General features: G+C 55.3%; 19 protein-coding genes. 7 read left to right on the plus strand and 12 right to left on the minus strand.

Features of this window, described 5'->3' with window-relative positions; all coding sequences use genetic code 11:
- Positions 1-50 precede the first annotated feature (50 nt).
- The 5 genes from ACTCIA_RS06100 to ACTCIA_RS06120 all read right to left on the minus strand — a co-directional run bounded on the left by ACTCIA_RS06100 (position 51) and on the right by ACTCIA_RS06120 (position 6679).
- Positions 51-686, minus strand: coding sequence for a DUF3786 domain-containing protein (locus ACTCIA_RS06100; protein ID WP_463000914.1), 636 nt, complete (start codon positions 684-686; stop codon positions 51-53).
- A 95-nt stretch (positions 687-781) separates the two neighbouring features.
- A complete protein-coding gene (locus ACTCIA_RS06105) occupies positions 782-4045 on the minus strand; it encodes an efflux RND transporter permease subunit (protein WP_463000915.1) in 3264 nt (1087 codons plus the stop codon).
- Positions 4035-5195, minus strand: a complete 1161-nt coding sequence (locus ACTCIA_RS06110) for an efflux RND transporter periplasmic adaptor subunit (protein WP_463000916.1) — start codon at positions 5193-5195, stop codon at positions 4035-4037. Before ACTCIA_RS06110 ends, ACTCIA_RS06105 begins: the two co-directional genes overlap by 11 nt.
- Positions 5192-6295 carry a TolC family protein gene (locus tag ACTCIA_RS06115; RefSeq protein WP_463000917.1) on the minus strand — a complete coding sequence of 368 codons (1104 nt, stop codon included), beginning with the start codon at positions 6293-6295 and terminating at the stop codon, positions 5192-5194. The genes ACTCIA_RS06110 and ACTCIA_RS06115 overlap by 4 nt, the downstream gene beginning before the upstream one ends.
- 15 nt (positions 6296-6310) lie before the next feature.
- On the minus strand, positions 6311-6679 hold the full coding sequence (locus ACTCIA_RS06120) for a hypothetical protein (protein ID WP_463000918.1): 369 nt from the start codon (positions 6677-6679) through the stop codon (positions 6311-6313).
- A 356-nt stretch (positions 6680-7035) separates the two neighbouring features.
- Here ACTCIA_RS06120 and ACTCIA_RS06125 point away from each other — a divergent pair, with 356 nt between their 5' ends.
- The 5 genes from ACTCIA_RS06125 (at position 7036) to ACTCIA_RS06145 (ending at position 12018) form a co-directional block, all read left to right on the plus strand.
- Positions 7036-7854 (plus strand): alpha/beta hydrolase, encoded by an 819-nt coding sequence (locus tag ACTCIA_RS06125; protein WP_463000919.1) that lies wholly within the window; start codon positions 7036-7038, stop codon positions 7852-7854.
- A 16-nt stretch (positions 7855-7870) separates the two neighbouring features.
- Positions 7871-9352, plus strand: coding sequence for a lysophospholipid acyltransferase family protein (locus tag ACTCIA_RS06130; RefSeq protein ID WP_463000920.1), 1482 nt, complete (start codon positions 7871-7873; stop codon positions 9350-9352).
- Between the two features lie 36 nt (positions 9353-9388).
- Entirely contained in the window at positions 9389-10276 is an 888-nt protein-coding gene (locus tag ACTCIA_RS06135; RefSeq protein WP_463000921.1) for an aldo/keto reductase, read from the plus strand.
- A 159-nt stretch (positions 10277-10435) separates the two neighbouring features.
- The gene (locus ACTCIA_RS06140) at positions 10436-10942 is read left to right on the plus strand and encodes a DsrE family protein (protein WP_463000922.1); all 507 of its coding nucleotides are present in this window, start codon (positions 10436-10438) and stop codon (positions 10940-10942) included.
- Positions 10943-11199: 257 nt separating this feature from the next.
- Positions 11200-12018 carry a 4Fe-4S binding protein gene (locus ACTCIA_RS06145; RefSeq protein ID WP_463000923.1) on the plus strand — a complete coding sequence of 273 codons (819 nt, stop codon included), beginning with the start codon at positions 11200-11202 and terminating at the stop codon, positions 12016-12018.
- A 10-nt stretch (positions 12019-12028) separates the two neighbouring features.
- Here the strand turns inward: ACTCIA_RS06145 and ACTCIA_RS06150 are convergent, their stop codons facing one another.
- From ACTCIA_RS06150 to ACTCIA_RS06170, 5 genes are all read right to left on the minus strand, one after another.
- Positions 12029-12436, minus strand: coding sequence for a nucleotide triphosphate diphosphatase NUDT15 (locus ACTCIA_RS06150; RefSeq protein ID WP_463000924.1), 408 nt, complete (start codon positions 12434-12436; stop codon positions 12029-12031).
- Positions 12437-12469: 33 nt separating this feature from the next.
- A complete protein-coding gene (locus tag ACTCIA_RS06155; RefSeq protein ID WP_463000925.1) occupies positions 12470-13423 on the minus strand; it encodes an alpha/beta fold hydrolase in 954 nt (317 codons plus the stop codon).
- A gap of 203 nt (positions 13424-13626) precedes the next feature.
- Positions 13627-14385, minus strand: coding sequence for an autotransporter outer membrane beta-barrel domain-containing protein (locus ACTCIA_RS06160; RefSeq protein ID WP_463000926.1), 759 nt, complete (start codon positions 14383-14385; stop codon positions 13627-13629).
- A 305-nt stretch (positions 14386-14690) separates the two neighbouring features.
- Positions 14691-15743: a DUF6765 family protein gene (locus ACTCIA_RS06165; RefSeq protein WP_463000927.1), complete on the minus strand. Its 1053-nt coding sequence runs from the start codon at positions 15741-15743 to the stop codon at positions 14691-14693.
- A gap of 80 nt (positions 15744-15823) precedes the next feature.
- Positions 15824-16702, minus strand: a complete 879-nt coding sequence (locus tag ACTCIA_RS06170) for a radical SAM protein (RefSeq protein ID WP_463000928.1) — start codon at positions 16700-16702, stop codon at positions 15824-15826.
- Positions 16703-16954: 252 nt separating this feature from the next.
- Between ACTCIA_RS06170 and glpX the strand changes: the two genes are divergently transcribed.
- On the plus strand, positions 16955-17938 hold the full coding sequence (glpX, locus tag ACTCIA_RS06175; protein ID WP_463000929.1) for a class II fructose-bisphosphatase: 984 nt from the start codon (positions 16955-16957) through the stop codon (positions 17936-17938).
- Positions 17939-18085: 147 nt separating this feature from the next.
- Here glpX and ACTCIA_RS06180 read toward each other — a convergent pair whose 3' ends face one another.
- Positions 18086-18910 carry a hypothetical protein gene (locus ACTCIA_RS06180; protein ID WP_463000930.1) on the minus strand — a complete coding sequence of 275 codons (825 nt, stop codon included), beginning with the start codon at positions 18908-18910 and terminating at the stop codon, positions 18086-18088.
- Between the two features lie 167 nt (positions 18911-19077).
- The gene (locus tag ACTCIA_RS06185) at positions 19078-19353 is read right to left on the minus strand and encodes an SWIM zinc finger family protein (RefSeq protein ID WP_463000931.1); all 276 of its coding nucleotides are present in this window, start codon (positions 19351-19353) and stop codon (positions 19078-19080) included.
- Between the two features lie 199 nt (positions 19354-19552).
- Here ACTCIA_RS06185 and ACTCIA_RS06190 point away from each other — a divergent pair.
- On the plus strand, positions 19553-19707 hold a 155-nt coding region (locus tag ACTCIA_RS06190; protein ID WP_463000932.1), incomplete at its 3' end, for a type II toxin-antitoxin system Phd/YefM family antitoxin.

Below are 19707 nucleotides of genomic sequence, written 5' to 3' on the forward strand. Positions count from 1 at the left end.
TATGGTGCTTATGCCACCACCTGCACCTGACTTTTCCCCCTGCCCAAAACCTATACAAGCCCGGATACGTCCCTGTCTGCGCCCTGCACGAGCCATTGCGCCAGGACCATCCCGATCATGGCAAGGCATTCCATGTCCAGATACTGCGCTGCACGCCGCTCAAACAGCAGGGTGGTGTCTGCGGGAAAATCCTCGTCCGCGTCATTGTATAAAAGGAAGACCGGCACTTGCGGCAGCGCCTGAAACCGACAGGACAAATCACAGGAAATCCCCGAATCCCAGGATTGTCCCCCCAGGCGTGTGCAGGCATTTTCAAGGGCGCTGATCCGCCCGGAAAACGCCCTGGATATGGGTTTTTCAGCCGTATTGCCAAATCCTGTCACATAGGGCGCGGCATCCCTGAAATCCTTATATGTCACAAGATCACTCTCCGTGCCCGGATCTTTCGGGCAGAGCAGCAGATATTTGCACAAAATCACGCTCACCGCGTGAGACGGGGCATTTCCCCGGGGATCGGCGATCCTGTCAGGGGAAATGGTATAGATTCCGCCGAAAAAGGGCACTTCGACGGCATTGTCTGCCACCCGCACGCCCAGAATTTCCGTCTTGCCGGTCAAATCCAGGGCATCCACCGCTGCAAGATAATCGTTTAAAATTTTACCAAAAATGGGGGCTTCTGAGGCCATGTCACCTTCCTGTATTTTCCTGAATTGTTTCTGCAGCCCGGCTCAGACAGTATGCCGCGCCATGGTCTTTGCGCGTATCTTCAGCTCCGCGGGTATCATTTGGCCTTTGCCTGATCCTGTTCCATTCTTGTCCCGTAAACCGCGTAATATGTCACCGGCACCACCAGAAGGGTAAACAGGGTGGAGGCAAAAAGCCCGAAGATCAGGGCCCAGGCCTGCCCGGAAAATATCGGGTCAAGGGTGATGGGCCAGGCGCCCAGCGCCGTTGTGGCGGCTGTCAGGACAATCGGGCGCATGCGTATGGCTCCGCTGGTGAGTATGGCCTCTTTCACGGCCATTCCTTCTGACAGGGAATCGCGAATAAATTCAATGAGCACCACCGAGTTGCGGATAACAATGCCGCCCAGGGCGATCATGCCGATCATGCTTGTGGCGGTAAAAAACACCAGGTCCTTGTATCCGCCCACCTCGCCGCCGGCCACCAGGTTCAGCAGCCAGAACCCGGGCATAATCCCGATCAGGGTCAGGGGAATGGCCATCATGATCAGCACGGGCATGAGAAAGGAATTGGTCTGAAGGATCATGAGGATGTAGATGCCGATCAGGGCGGCGGCAAAGGCAATTCCCAGGTCCCGGAACACCCGGAGCGTGATTTTCCATTCCCCCTCACCGGCCCACTCCGCACGGATGCCTTCGGGAAGGGGATTTTCGGCAAGCTTTGACTGCATGGCAATAATGGCTTCCGCGGGTGCACGGCCGGCCATTTCAGCGGTCACGTAGACCACGGGTTCAAGATTCTTGTGATAGATGGTCTGCTCGTTTGGTATCCGGCGCACCTCCACGAGTTCGCCAAGGGGCACCATGCGCCCGTCCGAGGCAACCATGGGAATCCGCTTTAACCCGGATATGCTGCTGCGCTGAGCCCGGGGCAGAACCATTTTCACGTGCAGGGCCTGGCGCTCCTGGTCTTGATGCACACGTGCCGGCCTGGCCCCGTGGACAGCCATGCGAAGGGTCTCGATGACAGCCCCGGCAGACACCCCGTGCAAGGCCGCCTTTTCCCGGTCCAGCACAAAATCGTAGCGGTCGTGGGCCGATTCGGTCATATCGTCGATATCCACCAGGGAAGGCTCCCCGGCCATGAGCTGCTTGACGGGTTCGGCCGCGGCGATCAGCTCTTCATAGGACTTATCCGGGCTTCCGTACAGCTCGGCCACAATGGTGGCCAGAACAGGAGGGCCCGGAGGCACTTCCACCAGCTTCATGGCGGCACCGTTTTTTTCAGCAATCTCCATGAGGTCTTTTCGCAGGCGCAGGACAATGCCATGGCTTTGCATCTCACGCTGCCCCTTCAGGGCCAGGTCCACGCGGATATCGGCCTGGTGGGGCTGGCTGCGCAGATAGTAATGCCGGACCATGGCATTGAAATCCATGGGCGAATGGGTTCCCACGTAAGCGGTGTAATGGGTGACCTCGGAAACGCCGCGCAGGTATTTTTCAAAATCGCGCACCGCCGCGTCCGTGGCTTCCAGGGGGGTTCCCTCGGGCATGTCAATGACGATCTGGAATTCGTTTTTGTTGTCAAAAGGCAGCATTTTGAGCGGAACCATGCGAAAAAGCACCAAAAGCATGGACAATACCAGCAGGACAATGATTGTGATCAAAAGCAGCCATCGCCGGATGCGGGATTCAAGAAACGGGGCGGCAATCCGCCTGTAAACCCTGAAAATCCAATCCGGAGTGCCCTGCGGCACGTCCCCGGGCTCTTTTAAAGCCGCCGGGTCCCGGGGGCCTGCGGCCGAATGGTTGCGCAAAAGCAGGTAAGTCATCCAGGGCACCACAGTCAGGGCCGCCAGGGTGGAAAAAATAACCGTCAGGGGAACGTTGACAGACATGGGCGCCATGTAGGGGCCCATCATCCCGGTGATGAAAAAAAGCGGCGCAAAGGAAATGATAATGGCCACAGTCGATATGAGCACCGGGGGCAACACTTCCTGGACGGCAAACAGCGTGGCCTTAAACGGGTCCCGTTTTCCCATGAAAATGTGGCGCTGGATGTTGTCCACATTGGTGATCGGGTCATCAACCACCAGGCCAAGGGACAAAATCAGGGCAAAAAGGGTCACCCGGTTGATGGTATAGCCGAACATATAATTGCAAAACAGGGCCAGACTGAAGCTTATGGGAACGGCCAGGGCCACGACCATCGCTTCGCGCCGGCCCAGGGCAAGGGCGAGCAGCACCACAACCGTGGCAACCGCGAAAAACAGGGAGCTGAGCAGGCTGTTGACTTTTTCCTGGGCGGTGTACCCGTAGTCCCGGGTGACCTCAACCCGGACGTCATCCGGGATAACGCTTTTTTTGAGCCGGTCGAGCTCCGCCAGGATGCTTTGGGAGACATCAACGGCATTGGTCCCCTCCTTTTTGGCAAGGGCCAGGGTCACTGCCGGGCTGGTCAGGGGACGATCCTGGTGATCGTGGGCTTTTCTGTGTCGATGGGAATATCCGATGCGCGTGTAGCTCGATACTTCTGCCGGGCCGTCGGTTATACTGGCAATATTTCTCAGGTAAACCGGCCGCCCCTCGTGCACCCCGACCACCAGGTCCCGCACCTCCCCGGCGGAACGGAGAAAAGAGCTGGCTGTTACGGTAAAATTCCGGTTATGCCGGTCTATATCGCCTGCCGCAATCGCCGCATCCGCACCCTGAAGCGCCCGGCTGACCGCCATCAGAGAAACATTGTACCCGTTCATTCTCCCCGGAAGCAGCTCCACCCGGATCTCTCTCTGCCGGCCGCCGACGATGTCGGTTCTGGAAATGTTTTCCAGCTTTGAAAGCCGCCAGAGAACCTCCTCGCCGATGCGCCGCAGCTCGTGATCATCATAGCGATCCGAATGCAGACAGAGATTGACCATGGGCACATCGTCGATCTCCACAGGCTTAATGGTCCACCCCTTGACAATGGGCGGCACCCGGTCGCTGTGCATGGTGATCTGATCATGGAGCTTTACCAGCGATTCCACCGAGTCCTCGCCCACGTGGAACCGGACCGTGACAATGGCCATGCCCCGGCGGGAAATGGAATAAACGTATTCCACCCCGTCGATCTGCCAGAGCAGCTGTTCCAGGGGGGTGGCCACCAGCTTTTCGACTTCCCCGGGGCCTGCGCCCGGGGCCTGGACATAAATATCAGCCAGGGGCACCACGATCTGGGGGTCTTCTTCACGCGGAGTGAGCATTATGGCGGCCGCACCCAGGCAAAGGGCGATCACCAGGACGATGACAGCCGGGGTGCCGGAAAGAAACGGCCTGACAAGGCCCGGTATCAGTCCGGAAGGTTCCTGCCGGTTATCGGCCATTGTTTCCCGACTCCTCTATGAGCAGGCTTTCATTGCCGCTCAGCCCGGAAAGCACCTCCACCCGGTCGCCATGAAGTTTTCCGGTTTTGATGTAGCGCCGCTGACAGCCGTCTTTGGTTTTTACCGTAACCAGCTCCAGCTGCCCGACCCGGCGCACGGCATTTTGGGGAATCAGAATCACTGAGATGTCCATGTACGGGATCAGCAATTTGCCGTACATGCCGGGACGGGCGTCCCAAAGTTCCGGCAGGTCCGCCTTGACCGGAAACGTCCGGGTCCGGGGATCAACAGCGGGAACCACTTCGGCAATAACCGCCTCCACTGTCCTGTCAAGGCCGGGCAGCCGGACGCTGCGCTCGTCTCCGGGCCGGACCGTGTTCATCAGACCTTCGCGCACATTGGCTTCAAGCTGCAGTCCCCCTTCCACATGCAGAACAAGCACGGGCTTTCCCGGGGCCGCCATGTCTCCGGGGTCAACCAGGCGCTTTAAGATGCGGCCGTCTGCCGGTGCGCGGATCTCGGTGTAGCCCAGGGCAATTTCAGCCTCATGGACCATTTCCCTGGCCAGTTTCACCCCGGATTTTGCACCGGAAAGGGCTTTGCGGGAGCGCTCCAGAGCCGCTTTTGCCCGGAGAAATCCCGCCCGCGATTCTTCCATGTCCTGTTCTGTGGCAGCCCCGGATTTGTAAAATTTTTTTATCCGGTTGTAATCCGACTCTGCCCGGGCAAAAGCGGCCTGTGCTGAATTCACCGCCTGGGCAGCCTCCCCGCGCCGGGAAATGGCCGTCTGCAGCTGCTGTCTGGCCTGGGAGAGCCGGGAGTCAAGCCGGTCATCGTCTATTCTGACCAGCAGATCCCCTTTTTTCACCACATCACCGGCCTGCACCCGCACCGCCATTACCGGACCCGTCACCCGGGGTTCGATTTGGGCCTGGTTTTTGGAAACCACCGTGCCCACGGCCTCGTACCATTCGGTCACGGTGGTGAGCTCAGCCCGGACGACGGTACCGTCCGGACAGGCGGCGGCTTTTTCCGGGGCGGTTTTGCCGGGGGCGATCTTATCCCCGGAAAAAAGCCAGATCAGCAGGATCACCCCTACCGCTGCTGCCAGACCTGCGCCGATACTCATGTAAATGTGTTTTTTCTTCATCGCGGCTGCATCTGCAAAAAAGGTTTTCTTTCCTGGCTGGCCCATAAGCCCATGGCCCGGGCCGCCTCCGCCCTTGCCTTGATCTTGTCATACCTGGCCGCAGTGGCCCGGATCCGGGCCCGGCGACGGTCGAGCTCGGCCTCCAGATATCGGGTGATGGTCACCGCACCGCCCTGGTAATGCTCCCGGACAAGACGGAATGATTCCTGCGCGCTTTGCGCGCTTTGCTTTGCCGCCTCGTGGCGGGCTGCGGCATCCTCAATATTGAAATAAGCGCGCCTGACATCGTGCTGCACTTCAAGCAGGGTTTTTCTGTCTGCGGCAAGAAGCTCATTTATCCGGGCCCTTGCCCTGGAAATCCGGGCCGGGCGGGAAAACCCGGTAAACAGATCCCAGTTGAGCACGACAGCTGCGGTCCAGTTTTCCCGGTCCAGGTCATATTCCATGTTTGGATCATCCACATAATAACTGGCCATCAAATCAAGGCTGGGCAGGTAAGACGCTCTTGCAGCCGCCAGTGCATATCTGGATTTCACCACTTGCTGACGAATCCGGGCCAGTTCGGGCCGGCTTTGCAGGGCCTGTTGAAAGCCGGCTGCATAGGATGCCGGCAGCTCCGGGATACCGGCATCCGCACCCGCAAAGACATTATCGTCGCCTGTGAGCGCGGAAGCTTCCAGCCCCATGAGATTGGCCAGGGCGGCGGCGGTGAGTTTGCACCGGTTCCGGCCGGTTATGAGCTGCTCCCGGGCCCGGGACAGCCGGGCCTGCAAGGACAGAATATCGGATTTGAGCACGGCTCCGCCCTCATAGCGGACCTGCATGCTCTGGAGCTGCCTGGCTACGGTGTCCACCGATTGCCGGGCAATCCGGACAAAATCCCGTGCCGCCAAAACATTATAAAACGCGCGAATCACTTCTGCCACAAGGTTGTTTTGCACCTCTGCCCGGCCAAGCTGTGAAATGTCCACATCAATGCGGGCCATCTGGAGCTCCAGGTAGTCGCTGCCGCCGTTAAACAGATTCATCTGTGCCTTGAGCCCGGATTCAAAATTTTCAAACCAGCCCGGGTCATTGAAATTTGCATCAGGCGGCAGCATGCGCTGATCGATCTTTTAAAAAAAATAGGCGGACGGGGCATCGCCCTGCATGTATTCGGTGTAAAGGGAAGCTTTGGGCCAGAACGCGGTTTCTGCCAGCGAGAGCATGGCCCGGCTCTGCTCGGTTCGCCAGGCGGCCTGCACCAGGTCCGGATTGTTATTTAAGGCGGTTTCAATGGCGGAAGAAAGCGTTAGCGGAAATTGCACCGGGCTGTGCGAATCCCGTGGGTCCGTTTTTTCCGCCGCCCCTTGTCCCGGCGGCCCGGGAATTGTATGGTGAGCATATTCAGAGGCGATGCTCTCGTAGGAATAAGAAGTAAAAAAACCACACCCGGGCAAAGCAAGGCAGATCAGGGATATAAATAGAAAAAACGTCTTTTCCATTTTAAATATATACCCAAATTCAAACAGGGTGTCAAACCGCAATCAGCCTCAAAACCGCCTGAATCCCATCGGTTACTGTTTGATGGTCTCGTAAAAAGCTTTTTACCGCGCCCGCTGTTTGTAAGGAAGAAAGCCCTGCGGTCGGCCATGATGCCGGTCCGGGGGTGGTTTGCGAGTCGCATTGAGCGCGCAAGCGGTCAGCAGGGAGCAAACCGCCCCCGGGCCGGCATCATGCGAAAATTATAGAACCAGGCACGAACAGCAACAAATTCTGAAGAATCGCGCGTAACGCAGATATTGGTCGTTACGGTGCCATCACTGTTTGATTTTTGCTGCAGCAGGGCTATAATGCAATCATGCGATCGGATGCAAAAAATCGTCATAAGAAAGTCTTTATTATGCGCCTTTTGGCCATAGTGTTTTTGCCGTTCCTGCTGCTTGCGGCCTGCGAAAATTCCGCGCAAAACCACAAACGGCAGCCCCGAGAGCAAAATCCGTCTGAAAAAACCGTTATTCTCGTGCATGGCTATGCAAAGGACGCAGATGACATGCAAAGCCTTGCCGGCTTTCTTGAAAAGCGCGGGTACCGGGCCATTTCCGTTGATCTGCCCCTTACCTTTGATCACGTAAATGAGGCGGCGGAAATTTTTGCCAAACAGATGGAAGAAATTTTATCCGAACTGCCGGACAACGCGTCTGTGGCCATGGCCGGACACAGCACAGGCGGGCTTGTGATCCGGTATTTTCTGGCCCACAGCCCGGATTACAAGCAGGTGAGCCATGCCGTGCTCATTGCCACGCCCAACCAGGGAAGCGCGCTTGCCGATATTGCAGAAGATGTCTCAGAGCTGCTGGTGGAAACCTTTGCCACCCTTGAATCTCTTCAGCCGGAAAACATCCCTGAACTGGGCCTGTCAGATCCCGATGAAACCAGAATCGGCGCGATTGCCGGAAACAAGAGCACCATAGCCCTGGGCCGGCTGCTGGAAAAGGAAAACGACGGCCGGGTTGAAGTAGAATCGGTCTGCTATCCCGGACTCGACGATTTTGTTGTGGTGCCCTATCATCACAATCAGATCCATCATAGAAAGGAAACCGCTGAACTGGTGATCCGTTTTCTGGAAACCGGGTCATTTGAAAAACAGCCCGATCCGGACACCGGTTCCACAAACTGATTACGGCTTTGCTGATATGAAACTGTATCGTGTAATTGTATGGCTGCTTCGCGTTTTCAGCCGTCTCTATTTTATCGAGGTCCGCAGCCAGGGCCCGGAGCGCATCCCCGGATCCGGGCCGGTGATCCTGGCGGCCAACCACCCCGCCTCCGTACTCGATGCCATCCTGCTGGCTGTTGAGACCCGGCGCCAGATCCATTTTCTGGTGCGAAGCAGCCTGTTTCAAAACCGGTTGGTCAGCGGCCTGCTCTATCAGCTCGGGGCCATTCCGGTCTACCGCTCCCACGAAACCCGGGATTCCGGAAAGCGCAACATGGCTGCGTTTGACAAGGTTTACGAACTGTTTGAAAGGGGCGGCTGCCTGGGGCTGTTTCCGGAAGGGAAAAATTCTCCGCCCGGACAGGTGGCTGAACTGCGCACGGGCGGGGCCAGAATGGCCCTTGGCGCAGAAGAGCGCAACAACTACCGGCTCGGTCTGAGCATCGTACCGGTGGGCCTTAATTACGAGCACAGGGAATTGTTCATGTCTTCTGCCCTGCTGCGCTTCGGCCCGCCTCTGCGGGTGTCGGATTACGCCCGCATGCACAAAATTGATCCGGAAGCCGCCGTCCGGCGCCTGACCGCGGATCTGCAGGAATCTCTGCGGCAGCAGGCCATGCACGTGGAAGACCAGCAGGTGGACAAACTGGCCAAAGACCTGGCAGAAGCCCTGGATTACAGACTGGAACCCCTTGCCGCAGATGAGCCGGCATCTGACACGCAACAGGCAAAACCCGGGTCACGGATCAAACAATGGATATGGAAACTGCTGGAATGGTACAGGCCCGATCCGGCTGCAGGCGGAGACCCCTTTGAAACCCGCGAAAAAACCCGCAAGCAGATCAGCGCAATCCTGTTAAGGGCCGCCGTACGCAATTCTTCAGTCATTGCCCCGCTCCGTCGCCAGGTGGACCGATACCAGGACCATCTGCGCCAGGCGGAGCTGAGCCATGCCGTCAAAAGACTGCTCAACAAGCCGGTTCACCAGCGGCTCATCCGCCTGCAAATGACGTTTTACGCCATCGCCATGGCCCCGGTGGCCCTGTTTGGCCTGGTGCACAACATTGTCCCGTACATGTTTACAAAATACACCGCCCGGCTTGTCAGGCAGGAGCCCATCCGGGCCTTTGCCTACTTTGGAGTGGGATTTCTGGCATTTACGGTCACCTATGCCGCCCTGGGGTTCTGGCTGTGGTATTTTGTTGGCATGACCTGGAAATGGGCCCTTGCCTACCTGGCCCTGCTGCCGCCGGCCGGATTTGCCGCCCTGCACTACAGGCGCAATATTCTCGTATACCGCGACAGGATTCTGGTGCGCTCTTTTTTCTGGAACCAGGAGGAACTGCTCAGACTCCTGCGCCGGGAGCGCCAGGAGGTGATCAATCGTTTCAGGGAACTGGAAGCGGATGTGCGCAAAGATGCCGATCCATATGCGTCTGCCCGGGACACGGAAACATGATGGGATCCGTCTTCGGAAAAGCCGCTTGCGGCATTCATGAAAAACAAAAAAAGGATCTTTGAGACCATGGAAAAAAACCCGATACAGACAAACCCGTTTGGAACAGCCCCGCAGGCGGTCACCCGCGTGGGCCTTGGCGGCGAAGGCGTGCTCAGAACCACCGGCCGGTTTGAAGAGGCCAACGAAGTCATTGATGCCGCTTGTTTGCAGGGCATCACCTATTTTGACAGCGCACGGGTTTATTCAGACTCCGAGCTTTATTACGGCAGAAAATGGAAATCAGACCCAAAACAGCGAAGCCGTGTTTTTCAAACCAGCAAATCCGCATCCAGGGACAAAAAGGGCGCGCAAAAAGACCTGGAAGAGACCCTGAAGCGTCTTGAAACCGATTATCTGGATCTCTGGCAGATCCATGACGTGCGCACCATGCAGGATATGGAAGTCATTGAAGGACCGGGCGGTGCACTTGAAGCGTTTCTGGAAGCCAGGCAGCAGGGGAAAGTGCGCTTTATCGGAGTGACCGGCCATCACGACCCGGATGTCCTGACCCGGGCGGTACGCCAATGGCCCGTGGATTCAGTGATGATGCCGGTCAATCCGGTTGAGGAGATCCTTGGCGGTTTTCTCACCCAAACACTTGCTGCAGCCCTGGAGAAAAACATCGCTGTTATCGCCATGAAGATACTGGGAGCGGGCCATTACGTTGCCCCGCACCTGGGGGTGACCCCTGAACTGCTGCTGCGCTATGCCCTTGGCAAACCAATAACAGTTGCCATAGTGGGATGTTCAAGCATCACCGAAGTCAAAACCCTGGTGGATGCCGGATCCAACGCACAACCCCTTGAAAAAACCGAATTGAAAAAACTTCTCGCCCCTTTCAGGGAAAACGCCAGGCAGCTCGCATTTTACCGCGGGGTGGTATAACCGCATATATTCCCAAAAAATATCACCCCCACTTGCAATCGCATGGCGGGGCCTTATTTTTTTTATCACCACTTCATATTGAAGCGGCCCGGATTTTTGGCGCAACCTGAATCATTGAAATGTATCCGGGCATATACAACAATTTTTGGAGGTGCTGAAATGGAAACAAAAAATGTATTTTCAACAATGCTTGTTTTTTTCTCTCTGCTTGTCCTGCTGATTTCCGCCGGTCCGGCACCGGCCGGACAATACAAAGCGCTTCAGGGCGCAGACAGCGTTGACACGATATTTGATTTCAGAAAAGGCAATCCCGCAGGCGCGCTGGCTAATTTGTCCCTGGCCCATGAGACCTTCACCGACAAAGCCATCCGGGAGGTATCAGAAAAACCCCGGTTTGTTGTGATATTTATGGGCACCGCAGTCAAGCTGCTGTCCTCGGATCGAAGCGCATTTACAGAGGAGCAGAGAAAAACCCTTGAAAAAATGGACAATGTAATCTCAAAAATGGTCAAGGACGGAATCAAACTGGAGGTCTGTCTTTATGCCGTTGAGTATTTTGGCGTGGATCCGGAAACCATATCCCCGGAAATCGATGTTGTTCCCAATGGCTGGATTTCCTCCATCGGGTACCAGGCCAACGGATACGCACTGGTTCCCATATTTTGAATCACGCATATACAAAAGCCGGTTAATGGCCATCGGCCGTTAACCGGCCCTGTTTATCCGCCGCAACCACTCCGCAATCCCTTTACAACCGCAGATCTCCGCCCGGCCGCCCGGCACAGGCAAGCCTTTGGCTGTTTACAGATGGCAGGATAAAGGCTATAGGACTTGTTTTGCCCTGAAGCAGAAAAACGCAATACAGTCCACAACCCTTTTGAGAGAAGACCGGAACCCACTGGAAAATCCGGAAAAAGCAGCCAATGGCCAGTCCTTACGCAATACGCAAACTTATCAACAAAATATACGCAACCCGGTTTTTCTGGTCCGGGCTAACGCGTTACCGCGTGATCGGATGGCTGATCGAGCGGATGTTTTTTAAAAACGACGATGTGGTATTTCTGCCCAAAGACTCCGTATTTGCCATCAATGAAACCATTGCTCCGCCCGAAAGCCTTGCGGTGCCTTCCGGAGTGGTGGAACATTTCATCAGGGCGGCCGGTGTGATATGGATCATGGATTTTTGTATCTGCCGGGACTCGGAAGGTTGCAGGGATTATCCGGTTGAATACGGCTGCATTTTTCTGGGCGCGGCCGCAGACGGAATCAACCCGGCTTTCGGCCGGCGGGCCACCGTTGAAGAAGCCATCGCCCATTGCCGCAAATGCCGCGAAGCCGGACTGGTGCAAATGATCGGGCGCAACCGCATTGATACCCTCTGGTTAAATATCGGCCCGCCCGGCAAACTCATGACCATCTGCAACTGCTGCCCCTGCTGCTGCCTCTGGCAGACGCTGCCATACATGCACCCGGATATCAGCAGAAAAATCTTCCGCATGCCGGGCATTCACATGACGGTGGACGATAACTGCACGGGCTGCGGAATCTGCACAAACGGCACCTGCTTTGTAAAGGCCATCCATATCCACAACGGCTGCGCGGTCATTGACCAGAGCCAGTGCCGGGGCTGCGGCCGCTGCGCAGCTGTCTGCCCCCGCCATGCCGTGTCCATGGTTGTCAAAAATCCCGCATTTATCCAAAACGCCATCCGCCAGATATCCAGATCAGTGGATGTCAGGTGAGAATTCCGCCCTACTTCGGAACAAATCCTGTTTCAAGCAAAGAGGCAAGGGGCGGGAACAAGGGCCGGGGCAGATCAGACCAGTCAAACCACTTCCAGGCAGCACAGCGGTCAGGCTCGCAAATTTTTGGATCACCGCTGTAGCTGCGGGCAGCCACAAAAAGGGTGATATAATGCTTGCCCTCATCCGGAAACACGTCACTAGTATACGGCCCGCGGGTGATGGAATGGATGCAGAGCCCGGTTTCCTCCATTACCTCCCGCGCAGCACAGTCCTCCACGGTTTCCCCGTACTCCAGGTGTCCGCCGGGCAGCGCCCAGGTTCCGGCCCCGTGGGCGCCCTTGCGCCTGCCGAGCAGAACAAGACCATTTCGAAGCACAATCACCCCGACGCCCACCATGGGCATGTTTGATTTCATCACCCGCCTTTTTGCTATCGCCCTGATAATCGCTTATTCACATAAAAACCTGCGGGCATCCCTGGCTGTTCTGCCTGGAAACTCTTCCATGGGTACATGTCCCGCCCCGGGATAAGTGATGACCTGAAGATCGGAGACATCGTTTTTCCATTTTTCAACATGTGCCGGCGGCACCCAATGATCCCTTTCCCCCCACATCAGCAGCACAGGCACGGAAAGCTGCTTTATTTTTTCACCCGGATCAACCCCGTCAGCCTTTTCATTCATGGCCCGGAAGATCTCCACCATTGCCCTGCGGTTGCCGGGCCTGAGCAGCAGTTCATGGTAGCGGTCCACCACGGATTCAGAGACCAGATCGGGATTTCCGTATGCACTTCGCACATTTGCGGCAACCATGAACCTGGGCGCCCAAACCCGGGCGATGCCGCCCACCACCGGCAGACTCACCCGCTTTATCACGTCCGGAGGCTCCTGCGGGTAACCGGCAGGAGCAATCAGGATCAGCTTTTTGACCTTATCCGGATGCTGCACTGCATAATTCCAGGCCATGAACCCGCCAAGGGAGTTGCCCGCCAGATAGAACCGGTCAAGGGCCATAGCATCCACAAATGTTTCCAGAAAATCCAGCAGCCCCTGCTCGGTGTGTGCAAATCCGGGCACCGGACCTGTCAGACCATTTCCGGGTGAATCAACGCGTATGATCCGGAAACCGTCCCGAAGCTCGCCAGCCCAGCCGTCCCAGGTGTGAAGTGATGCCATGGCGCCATGAAGCAGCAGCAGGGGCGGGCCGCTTCCCTCCTCCCGGAAGTGAACCCTTGCCCCGTTTATCTCCATAAATTGGGAGTTCTCATTGGCATATTTCTTTTCCAGCTCATCAACCGGGACGGAGCGAAACCCCGGCTTGGCGCATCCCTGAAAAACCGGTGCACACAAAAGCAATAGCAATAAAAACAAGCTGAAAAATTGAGGGGCCTGGCTGTAATGCATGATGATCTCCTTATTCCGGGGCAAATTTTTAACTCAAATGCCGGCATATGATCATATTGCAGCGATTTGGTCAAGACTCCCGAAAAAAGAAAATCATCACATTGAACTTGTCTCCCTGAGTAAAAGCCCGGGATCAAGCTGCGGAAAATCCGGTTATTCACATAAAACTTACGGGTATCCCCGGCGCGGAAGACAAACGATACTTAAAACCCAAAACTCACCCGCAGCCCATAAGAAAGGGTCTCATTGGCCGGCTCATAGACCCAACCCACAGGCACACTCTGGACTTTCTGGTCTTTCACCGTGGCGAGATCAGAATCATCAATATCCCAGTAGGCGAGATCAGAGTCATCAATATCCCAGTAGGCGATGTAGGGTTCAATTACCATGGAATATCGGTCTGAAAATTTTCGGATAAAATGGGCTGAAAACCTGAGCCCGTAGCCGTCGCCAAAATCCTGGCTCACGGAAGGATCGTTAGCAGTCGGATATACATCACTCAGATGCGACTTTACCCGGCCGGCCCAGAAAATATCGTATTCCGCAGACAACCCCAAAGTCCATTGATCTGACAAACGACTCAGGGTCTGAACACCAACCGGGGAATACCAATACTGGATTTCCCTTTCATAGCCGCCGGCCCCATCGATTTCATCATTCCAGTAGCGATAAGCGATCCCCGCAAACGGGGTGATCAAATGGTTTCCGTTGACAAAAAAATCATAACCCAGCAATTCCCGGGCCTGAAATATCCAGTCATCGGTATCCGCCGTTACCGGATCTCCGTTCCAATAACTGCCATCATAATCCATCTCTCCTGCAAGAAATTCAACACTGAGACTGGCCATCAAAGGGGCTTTGCCTTGGCTTATGCCGTGATAGGCGATCTCTCCGGAAACCCCGTACATGAAGCCATCAATCTCTATATCAATGGAATCTTCCTTGTAACTGATATATCGCATATCAGGTCCAACCTTGAAGCTGTAGGCATCCACCAGAGATTTTGCCTGGGACGCTGTGTCTTTGGCCCATAAGACATTAACGGACACCAAAAGACAAAAAATCAGCAATAAAGAACTTTTCAGAAACAACTTCATCTTTTTCTCCTTTTACTTTTCATTTTATACGTATTATTCTACAGTTATACGACTTTTTAACCTCAACCGACACGGAAAATTTCATATACAACCAAATCCGCCCGAAATGTCAACAGCAAAAGGCATATGATCAAAAATAAAGGTTTGGGGGGGATCCTGCTCTGGCGGGCCTATGCCGCAATCACGTCATTGGGCGGCAGGATATTGCTCAGCACCTGGGCCCGGTGGATCCGGGCGGCCTGATAAAACCGGTAAACCGGTAGCTTGTCCATGTTTTTGGGGATTTTCTCCGGCTCCAGATCGTCAATGCTGGCAGACCACCTGGGGCCCTTGTACACAGGAATCCGGGTTGTGCCGCCAAACAACCGGTTTTCCCGGATCGCCTTTTTCCAGGCCCTGATCCGCGCCGGTTTATCGGCTTCCAGCTCAATGATTTTCTTTAACCCATGGCGGATCTGCCGCCACTGCTTTGCCGTACGGCTTTGCCCGTGCTTTGGCACTTTTTCCAAATAGTCCTGAAACATTTCATGCATGGCCCGGCAGGCATCCAGATAGTCTTTGGGGTTTTCCCGCTCAACGGTTTTGCCGTCTGCGGCCCGGACATAGCGCCACCGCAGATAGGGCCGATCCGGATAGGTGGTGGCCGCCGCGTGGCCCAGGGGAAACGTTTGGCTCAGTCCGTATGCCACCACCCCTTCCAAAAATTGTTTTGCCTTGTTTTGAATATAATCAAGAACCCCGTTGTCTGCCACCTCCAGTTCAATACTGCCCGCGGCTATGGCGTTATAGCTGTGGTTAGCGCCCATAAACCCTTCATGGGCAAACGTATCCGCGTACACATGGGCCGTGATCCCCATGAGATAAAGCCCGTACGGTGCCTGGGCCGCAATGGCGGTGTTTCTTTTGACCATTTTTTTGGCAACCGGGCTGTTTTTCCCGCAAAGCAGCCTGTCTGTAGGCGTTTTCCCCTCTCCGCCGGGCAGAAAATGAAACGGCAGCCAGACCTTTCTCTGATCCTCGTTGTCTGCGTTTTTGAAATCCAAAAGCCTGTGGCCCGTCAATTCCGCAAGAATGCATCTGCCGTCTTCCAGAAAGGCTTCCTTGTCCCAAACCGCATCATCTGTATATTCGCTTGCAGTGGCAACAATTTCCGCCGGCCCCGGCCGCATCCCGGCAGCCCGGGCCAGGGCATACACCCCGAAATAATGCATGTCTGTTTTCATCAGTCCCCCTTCCCGGCAGTGCCGGCCAGTTCAGGAGTCGGAAGCACCCGTCTGCTCTGCCTCTTTTCCCAACTCCCGGATCACAGCCCGCGATGATTTTCCGGCCGCAGGGCGGTCATGTCCTGTTTTGCCAAAACCCCGCTGACCAGGGCCAGCATCCGGTCCTTGTCCTTTTGCAGCTCTCCGCTCACCGGCAGATAATTTGAGGCATGGGCCCCGATAAATTTCAGGTTGTCGATGGTGATGTTTTCCATCATGATCTTCATCTCTTCTATGGTCTCAAGCGGGCCGGGCAGTTCAAAGGCCTGGTTTTCCACCTTGCGATACAACGGCGTGTTTGGCACCGGCGTGTAGGTCAGGGCGGCCAGGTAGCGGGGTTTCATCTGGTTGGTGATTTCTGCTGTGGCCTCTGCGTGCCGCCGGCTTGCATCGCCCCGGCCGGCAATGCCCAGCAATACCATGGAAGAAAGGTTGATATCGGCCGCCACAAGATCCTGCCCGGCCCGGAGCATTTCTGCGGCCGTCACCCCTTTTTTGACATCCGCCAGAACCCGGTCATCGCCGGATTCCACCCCGAGATAGGCTTTGGTCAGCCCCGCAGCCCGCAGCGCGGTCAGTTCGCTCATGTCTTTTTCAAGGATGCTGCCTGGCCCGGCATAGGTGCCCACGTGGCGCAGGGACGGAAATTTGGCGTAAAGGGTATTTAAAATTTCAAGCAGCACTCCTGTGTCCATTGCCAGGGCGTCGCCGTCGCACAAAAACACCTTTTCAAGGTCGCTGTAATAGTCTTTGGCCATCTGGATATCCGCCTTGATCTCGGCCAGCGAGCGGATCCGGTACCTGCGGTCCTTGTACATGCCGCAAAAGGTGCAGCGGTTATGGGAACAGCCGATGGTGCATTGCAAAAGATAGCTGTTGGCTTCGCTAAACGGCCGGTAAATCTGTCCTTCATATCTCATGTCATCTCCAAAAAAATGTCCACCCGGCTTTGACGCCGGAGGTTATGGGTTGGTTAAATATTTCAAAAAAACAGTTTCATGAATCCAAATGGATGTCAACCCGGGCTGTGCCGGGATTTTCCGGATCAGGGTTGTGTAAAAAACCAAATGGTTGTATCCATTTCATTTGTTTATTATGAAGAGATCATGGTGCCGGCTCAAAAGCGCGCAACCAATCTTTACCCATGCATACAGACCCAAGGAGAGACACAAATGGAAAACCCGCAGCGCAACCTGGCCCTTGACCTGGTGAGAACAACCGAGGCCGCGGCCCTGGCATCGGCCCGCTGGCTGGGCAGAGGCGAGAAGGAATCCGGGGACAAGGCCGCAGTGGAAGCCATGCGGCTGTCATTTGGGGCCATTGACATCAACGGCACGGTCATTATCGGCGAAGGGGAAAAAGACAATGCCCCCATGCTGTTTAACGGCGAACATCTGGGCACCGGCGCCGGGCCCCGGGTGGATGCGGCCGTTGATCCGGTGGAAGGCACCAATCTTCTGGCATACGGCCGACCCAATGCCATTTCCGTTGTGGGGGTCTCACCTGCGGGCACCATGCTTGATCCCGGGCCCAGCTATTACATGGAAAAACTGGCAGTTTCAGCAGCGGCCAGAAACGCCGTGGACCTCAATGCCCCGGTTGACACAAACCTGGCACACATCGCAAAAGCCCTGGGAAAAGACATTGCCGACCTTGTGGTGTTTGTCCTGGACAAGCCCCGGCACGCGGATCTGATCCAGGCCATCAGAAAAGCCGGCGCCCGCATTCAGCTTCACTCAGACGGAGATGTTGCCGGTGCCCTGATGGCCATTGATCCAAATTCTGAGGTGGACGTGATGATGGGCACAGGCGGCACGCCCGAAGGGGTTTTATCGGCCTGCGCGATCCGCGCCATTGGCGGTGAGATGCTCTGCCGCCTCAATCCCCAGAAAGACAAGGAGAAAAAGGCCCTGGCCGAAGCCGGAACAGATCTGTCCCGGATATTTTCCGTCAAGGATTTGGTGAAAAGCGATGACGTGTTTTTTGCCGGCACCGGCATTTCAGGCGGGAGTTTTCTTTCAGGGGTGAGATATACCGGAAACGGCGCCACAACGCATTCCCTGGTCATGCGGGGCAAAACCGGCACCATCCGCTACATCGAGTCCCATCACAACTGGAACAAGCTGATGCGCTTCAGTGCCGTGAAATATGACTGATCAAAAGATCATAATGGCTGACCGTGCCTAAAATGCCGTTTTTTAGAACAAAAACCGGGAAATAAGACCAAAAACACGCAGCAATCTGCGTTTATTTCATATGATTTTAACTTGTTGACTTGGCCCGACCCCGCCACCCATCGCATATCAGGTTTTGAAACTGAACTCGGGATAGTGCACTTTTAGACATTCAGGGCATATGCCGTGGCTGAATTCCGCATCGGAGCGATCCCGTATATAGGACTCGATGGGTTGCCAGATGTCGTTATCGTCCCGGATTTTTTTGCAATGAGAGCAGATGGGAAGAAATCCTTCAAGGCGCCTGGCATGGTCTTCACTGTCCTCGGCGCGGACCCGCACCCTGTCAACGACCAGAACCACCAGCCCAAGTGCCGCCAGAACATGAAACCCCACCAGAAATCCAAAGGCAGGATGAATCAGCGACGGGAACTGAAAGAAAAAGGGAAACAGCAGAACATACACCCCCCATACGATCAGGCTCCATCCTGCAAGCCTTCGCCCTGCCGTCCTGTTGGAGGGCGTGAATTTGAGCATCATGCATCCGGCCCATACAAAAAGAACCGTCCGCAGGGCCATGATCAGAAAAAATGAAGCAAAGCCATAGTGAGGCATCAGAAGCATTGCTACGGCCCAGACAGAGGCGAATCCGAACAGGGCATACACATTCCAGCGCTTGAACGCATTGCCGGTAAAGCGGTAGGCGCCCCCGACCATGATGACGAAACCCAGCATGTGAAAAAACTCGCCCGCTGTAAAAAACAGCCATGGCCGGTCTGTTGCTGTTGCCGCCCAGCACAGAAACCCTGCACTGTTGAGGAAAAAGCCCACCCCCCAGTATTCCGGACCGATCACACCGCCGGCCGCCCGGCGCAAAAACAGTATCCCGAACCCGATACAAAGGAACAGGGCGGAATACCCGAAAAAAATTTCATAAAGTGAAGCCAGAGCCATTATGGTTCGCCCTCTGTTTTGATTTTTGGATACTTTTTATTTATCACCGGCTATTTCATGCAGCATTTGCGCAACGAAAGCTTTCCAGGGAAAGCCGGTCACTTTTGCCTTCTCGTTTTTGTAGCCAAAAACTGGTTTTCTGAGCAATTGGCAAACCGTCCGCCTTTTTAACGACCTTGTTTTTTTATAACCGGTACGCCTTCCAGGCTGTCGAGAACCTCCACCGGCAGACCATCATCCATCATAACCACCTTGACTGCATATCTTTGTGTCCCGTCCACCCAGGCAACCAGGCCGCCGTCTTCTGTTACGGCCGGCTCCCGGACCCGTCCCATCCTCTGATATCCTTTTCCCCGGGAGACAATTCTGTCTCCGGCCCAGTCCGCAAGATCATCCCACGTCAACTCAGTAAACGGATCCGGTCGTGTTTTTTTCTTTGCCATGGATTCAGTTCCAGTTCAGTAGACGCCATTCGGGAAACCGGGCAGATCCGGCAGTTGTTGCCCCAATGGCAAATGTTTCCGGTTGTGCACACGCTAAAAAAATTCATATACTGCCCCCGAAATTTTAATGCCGGGGTACGGGTTACGCCTTGACATTTTACCTTTGATACGTACAATATGCTGTACAGGAGGTGATAATATGAAAGCTATAACTTATACCGCAGCAAGACAAAACCTTGCGAAAACAATGGAAAGTGTTTGCAGAGACCGCTCCCCGGTGATTGTAACACGCAAATCATCGGAATCGGTTGTTATTATGTCTCTTGAGGACTTTGAGGCCCTTGAAGAGACAGC

It is taken from the genome of Desulfosalsimonas sp., assembly GCF_055149105.1.

Bases quoted from the DNA above. Each gene is read 5' to 3' on its own strand.
- ACTCIA_RS06100 (WP_463000914.1), bottom strand. From the start codon at position 686: ATGGCCTCAGAAGCCCCCATTTTTGGTAAAATTTTAAACGATTATCTT.
- ACTCIA_RS06105 (WP_463000915.1), bottom strand. From the start codon at position 4,045: ATGGCCGATAACCGGCAGGAACCTTCCGGACTGATACCGGGCCTTGTC.
- ACTCIA_RS06110 (WP_463000916.1), bottom strand. From the start codon at position 5,195: ATGAAGAAAAAACACATTTACATGAGTATCGGCGCAGGTCTGGCAGCA.
- ACTCIA_RS06115 (WP_463000917.1), bottom strand. From the start codon at position 6,295: ATGCTGCCGCCTGATGCAAATTTCAATGACCCGGGCTGGTTTGAAAAT.
- ACTCIA_RS06120 (WP_463000918.1), bottom strand. From the start codon at position 6,679: ATGGAAAAGACGTTTTTTCTATTTATATCCCTGATCTGCCTTGCTTTG.
- ACTCIA_RS06125 (WP_463000919.1), top strand. From the start codon at position 7,036: ATGCGATCGGATGCAAAAAATCGTCATAAGAAAGTCTTTATTATGCGC.
- ACTCIA_RS06130 (WP_463000920.1), top strand. From the start codon at position 7,871: ATGAAACTGTATCGTGTAATTGTATGGCTGCTTCGCGTTTTCAGCCGT.
- ACTCIA_RS06135 (WP_463000921.1), top strand. From the start codon at position 9,389: ATGAAAAACAAAAAAAGGATCTTTGAGACCATGGAAAAAAACCCGATA.
- ACTCIA_RS06140 (WP_463000922.1), top strand. From the start codon at position 10,436: ATGGAAACAAAAAATGTATTTTCAACAATGCTTGTTTTTTTCTCTCTG.
- ACTCIA_RS06145 (WP_463000923.1), top strand. From the start codon at position 11,200: ATGGCCAGTCCTTACGCAATACGCAAACTTATCAACAAAATATACGCA.
- ACTCIA_RS06150 (WP_463000924.1), bottom strand. From the start codon at position 12,436: ATGAAATCAAACATGCCCATGGTGGGCGTCGGGGTGATTGTGCTTCGA.
- ACTCIA_RS06155 (WP_463000925.1), bottom strand. From the start codon at position 13,423: ATGCATTACAGCCAGGCCCCTCAATTTTTCAGCTTGTTTTTATTGCTA.
- ACTCIA_RS06160 (WP_463000926.1), bottom strand. From the start codon at position 14,385: ATGCGATATATCAGTTACAAGGAAGATTCCATTGATATAGAGATTGAT.
- ACTCIA_RS06165 (WP_463000927.1), bottom strand. From the start codon at position 15,743: ATGAAAACAGACATGCATTATTTCGGGGTGTATGCCCTGGCCCGGGCT.
- ACTCIA_RS06170 (WP_463000928.1), bottom strand. From the start codon at position 16,702: ATGAGATATGAAGGACAGATTTACCGGCCGTTTAGCGAAGCCAACAGC.
- glpX (WP_463000929.1), top strand. From the start codon at position 16,955: ATGGAAAACCCGCAGCGCAACCTGGCCCTTGACCTGGTGAGAACAACC.
- ACTCIA_RS06180 (WP_463000930.1), bottom strand. From the start codon at position 18,910: ATGGCTCTGGCTTCACTTTATGAAATTTTTTTCGGGTATTCCGCCCTG.
- ACTCIA_RS06185 (WP_463000931.1), bottom strand. From the start codon at position 19,353: ATGGCAAAGAAAAAAACACGACCGGATCCGTTTACTGAGTTGACGTGG.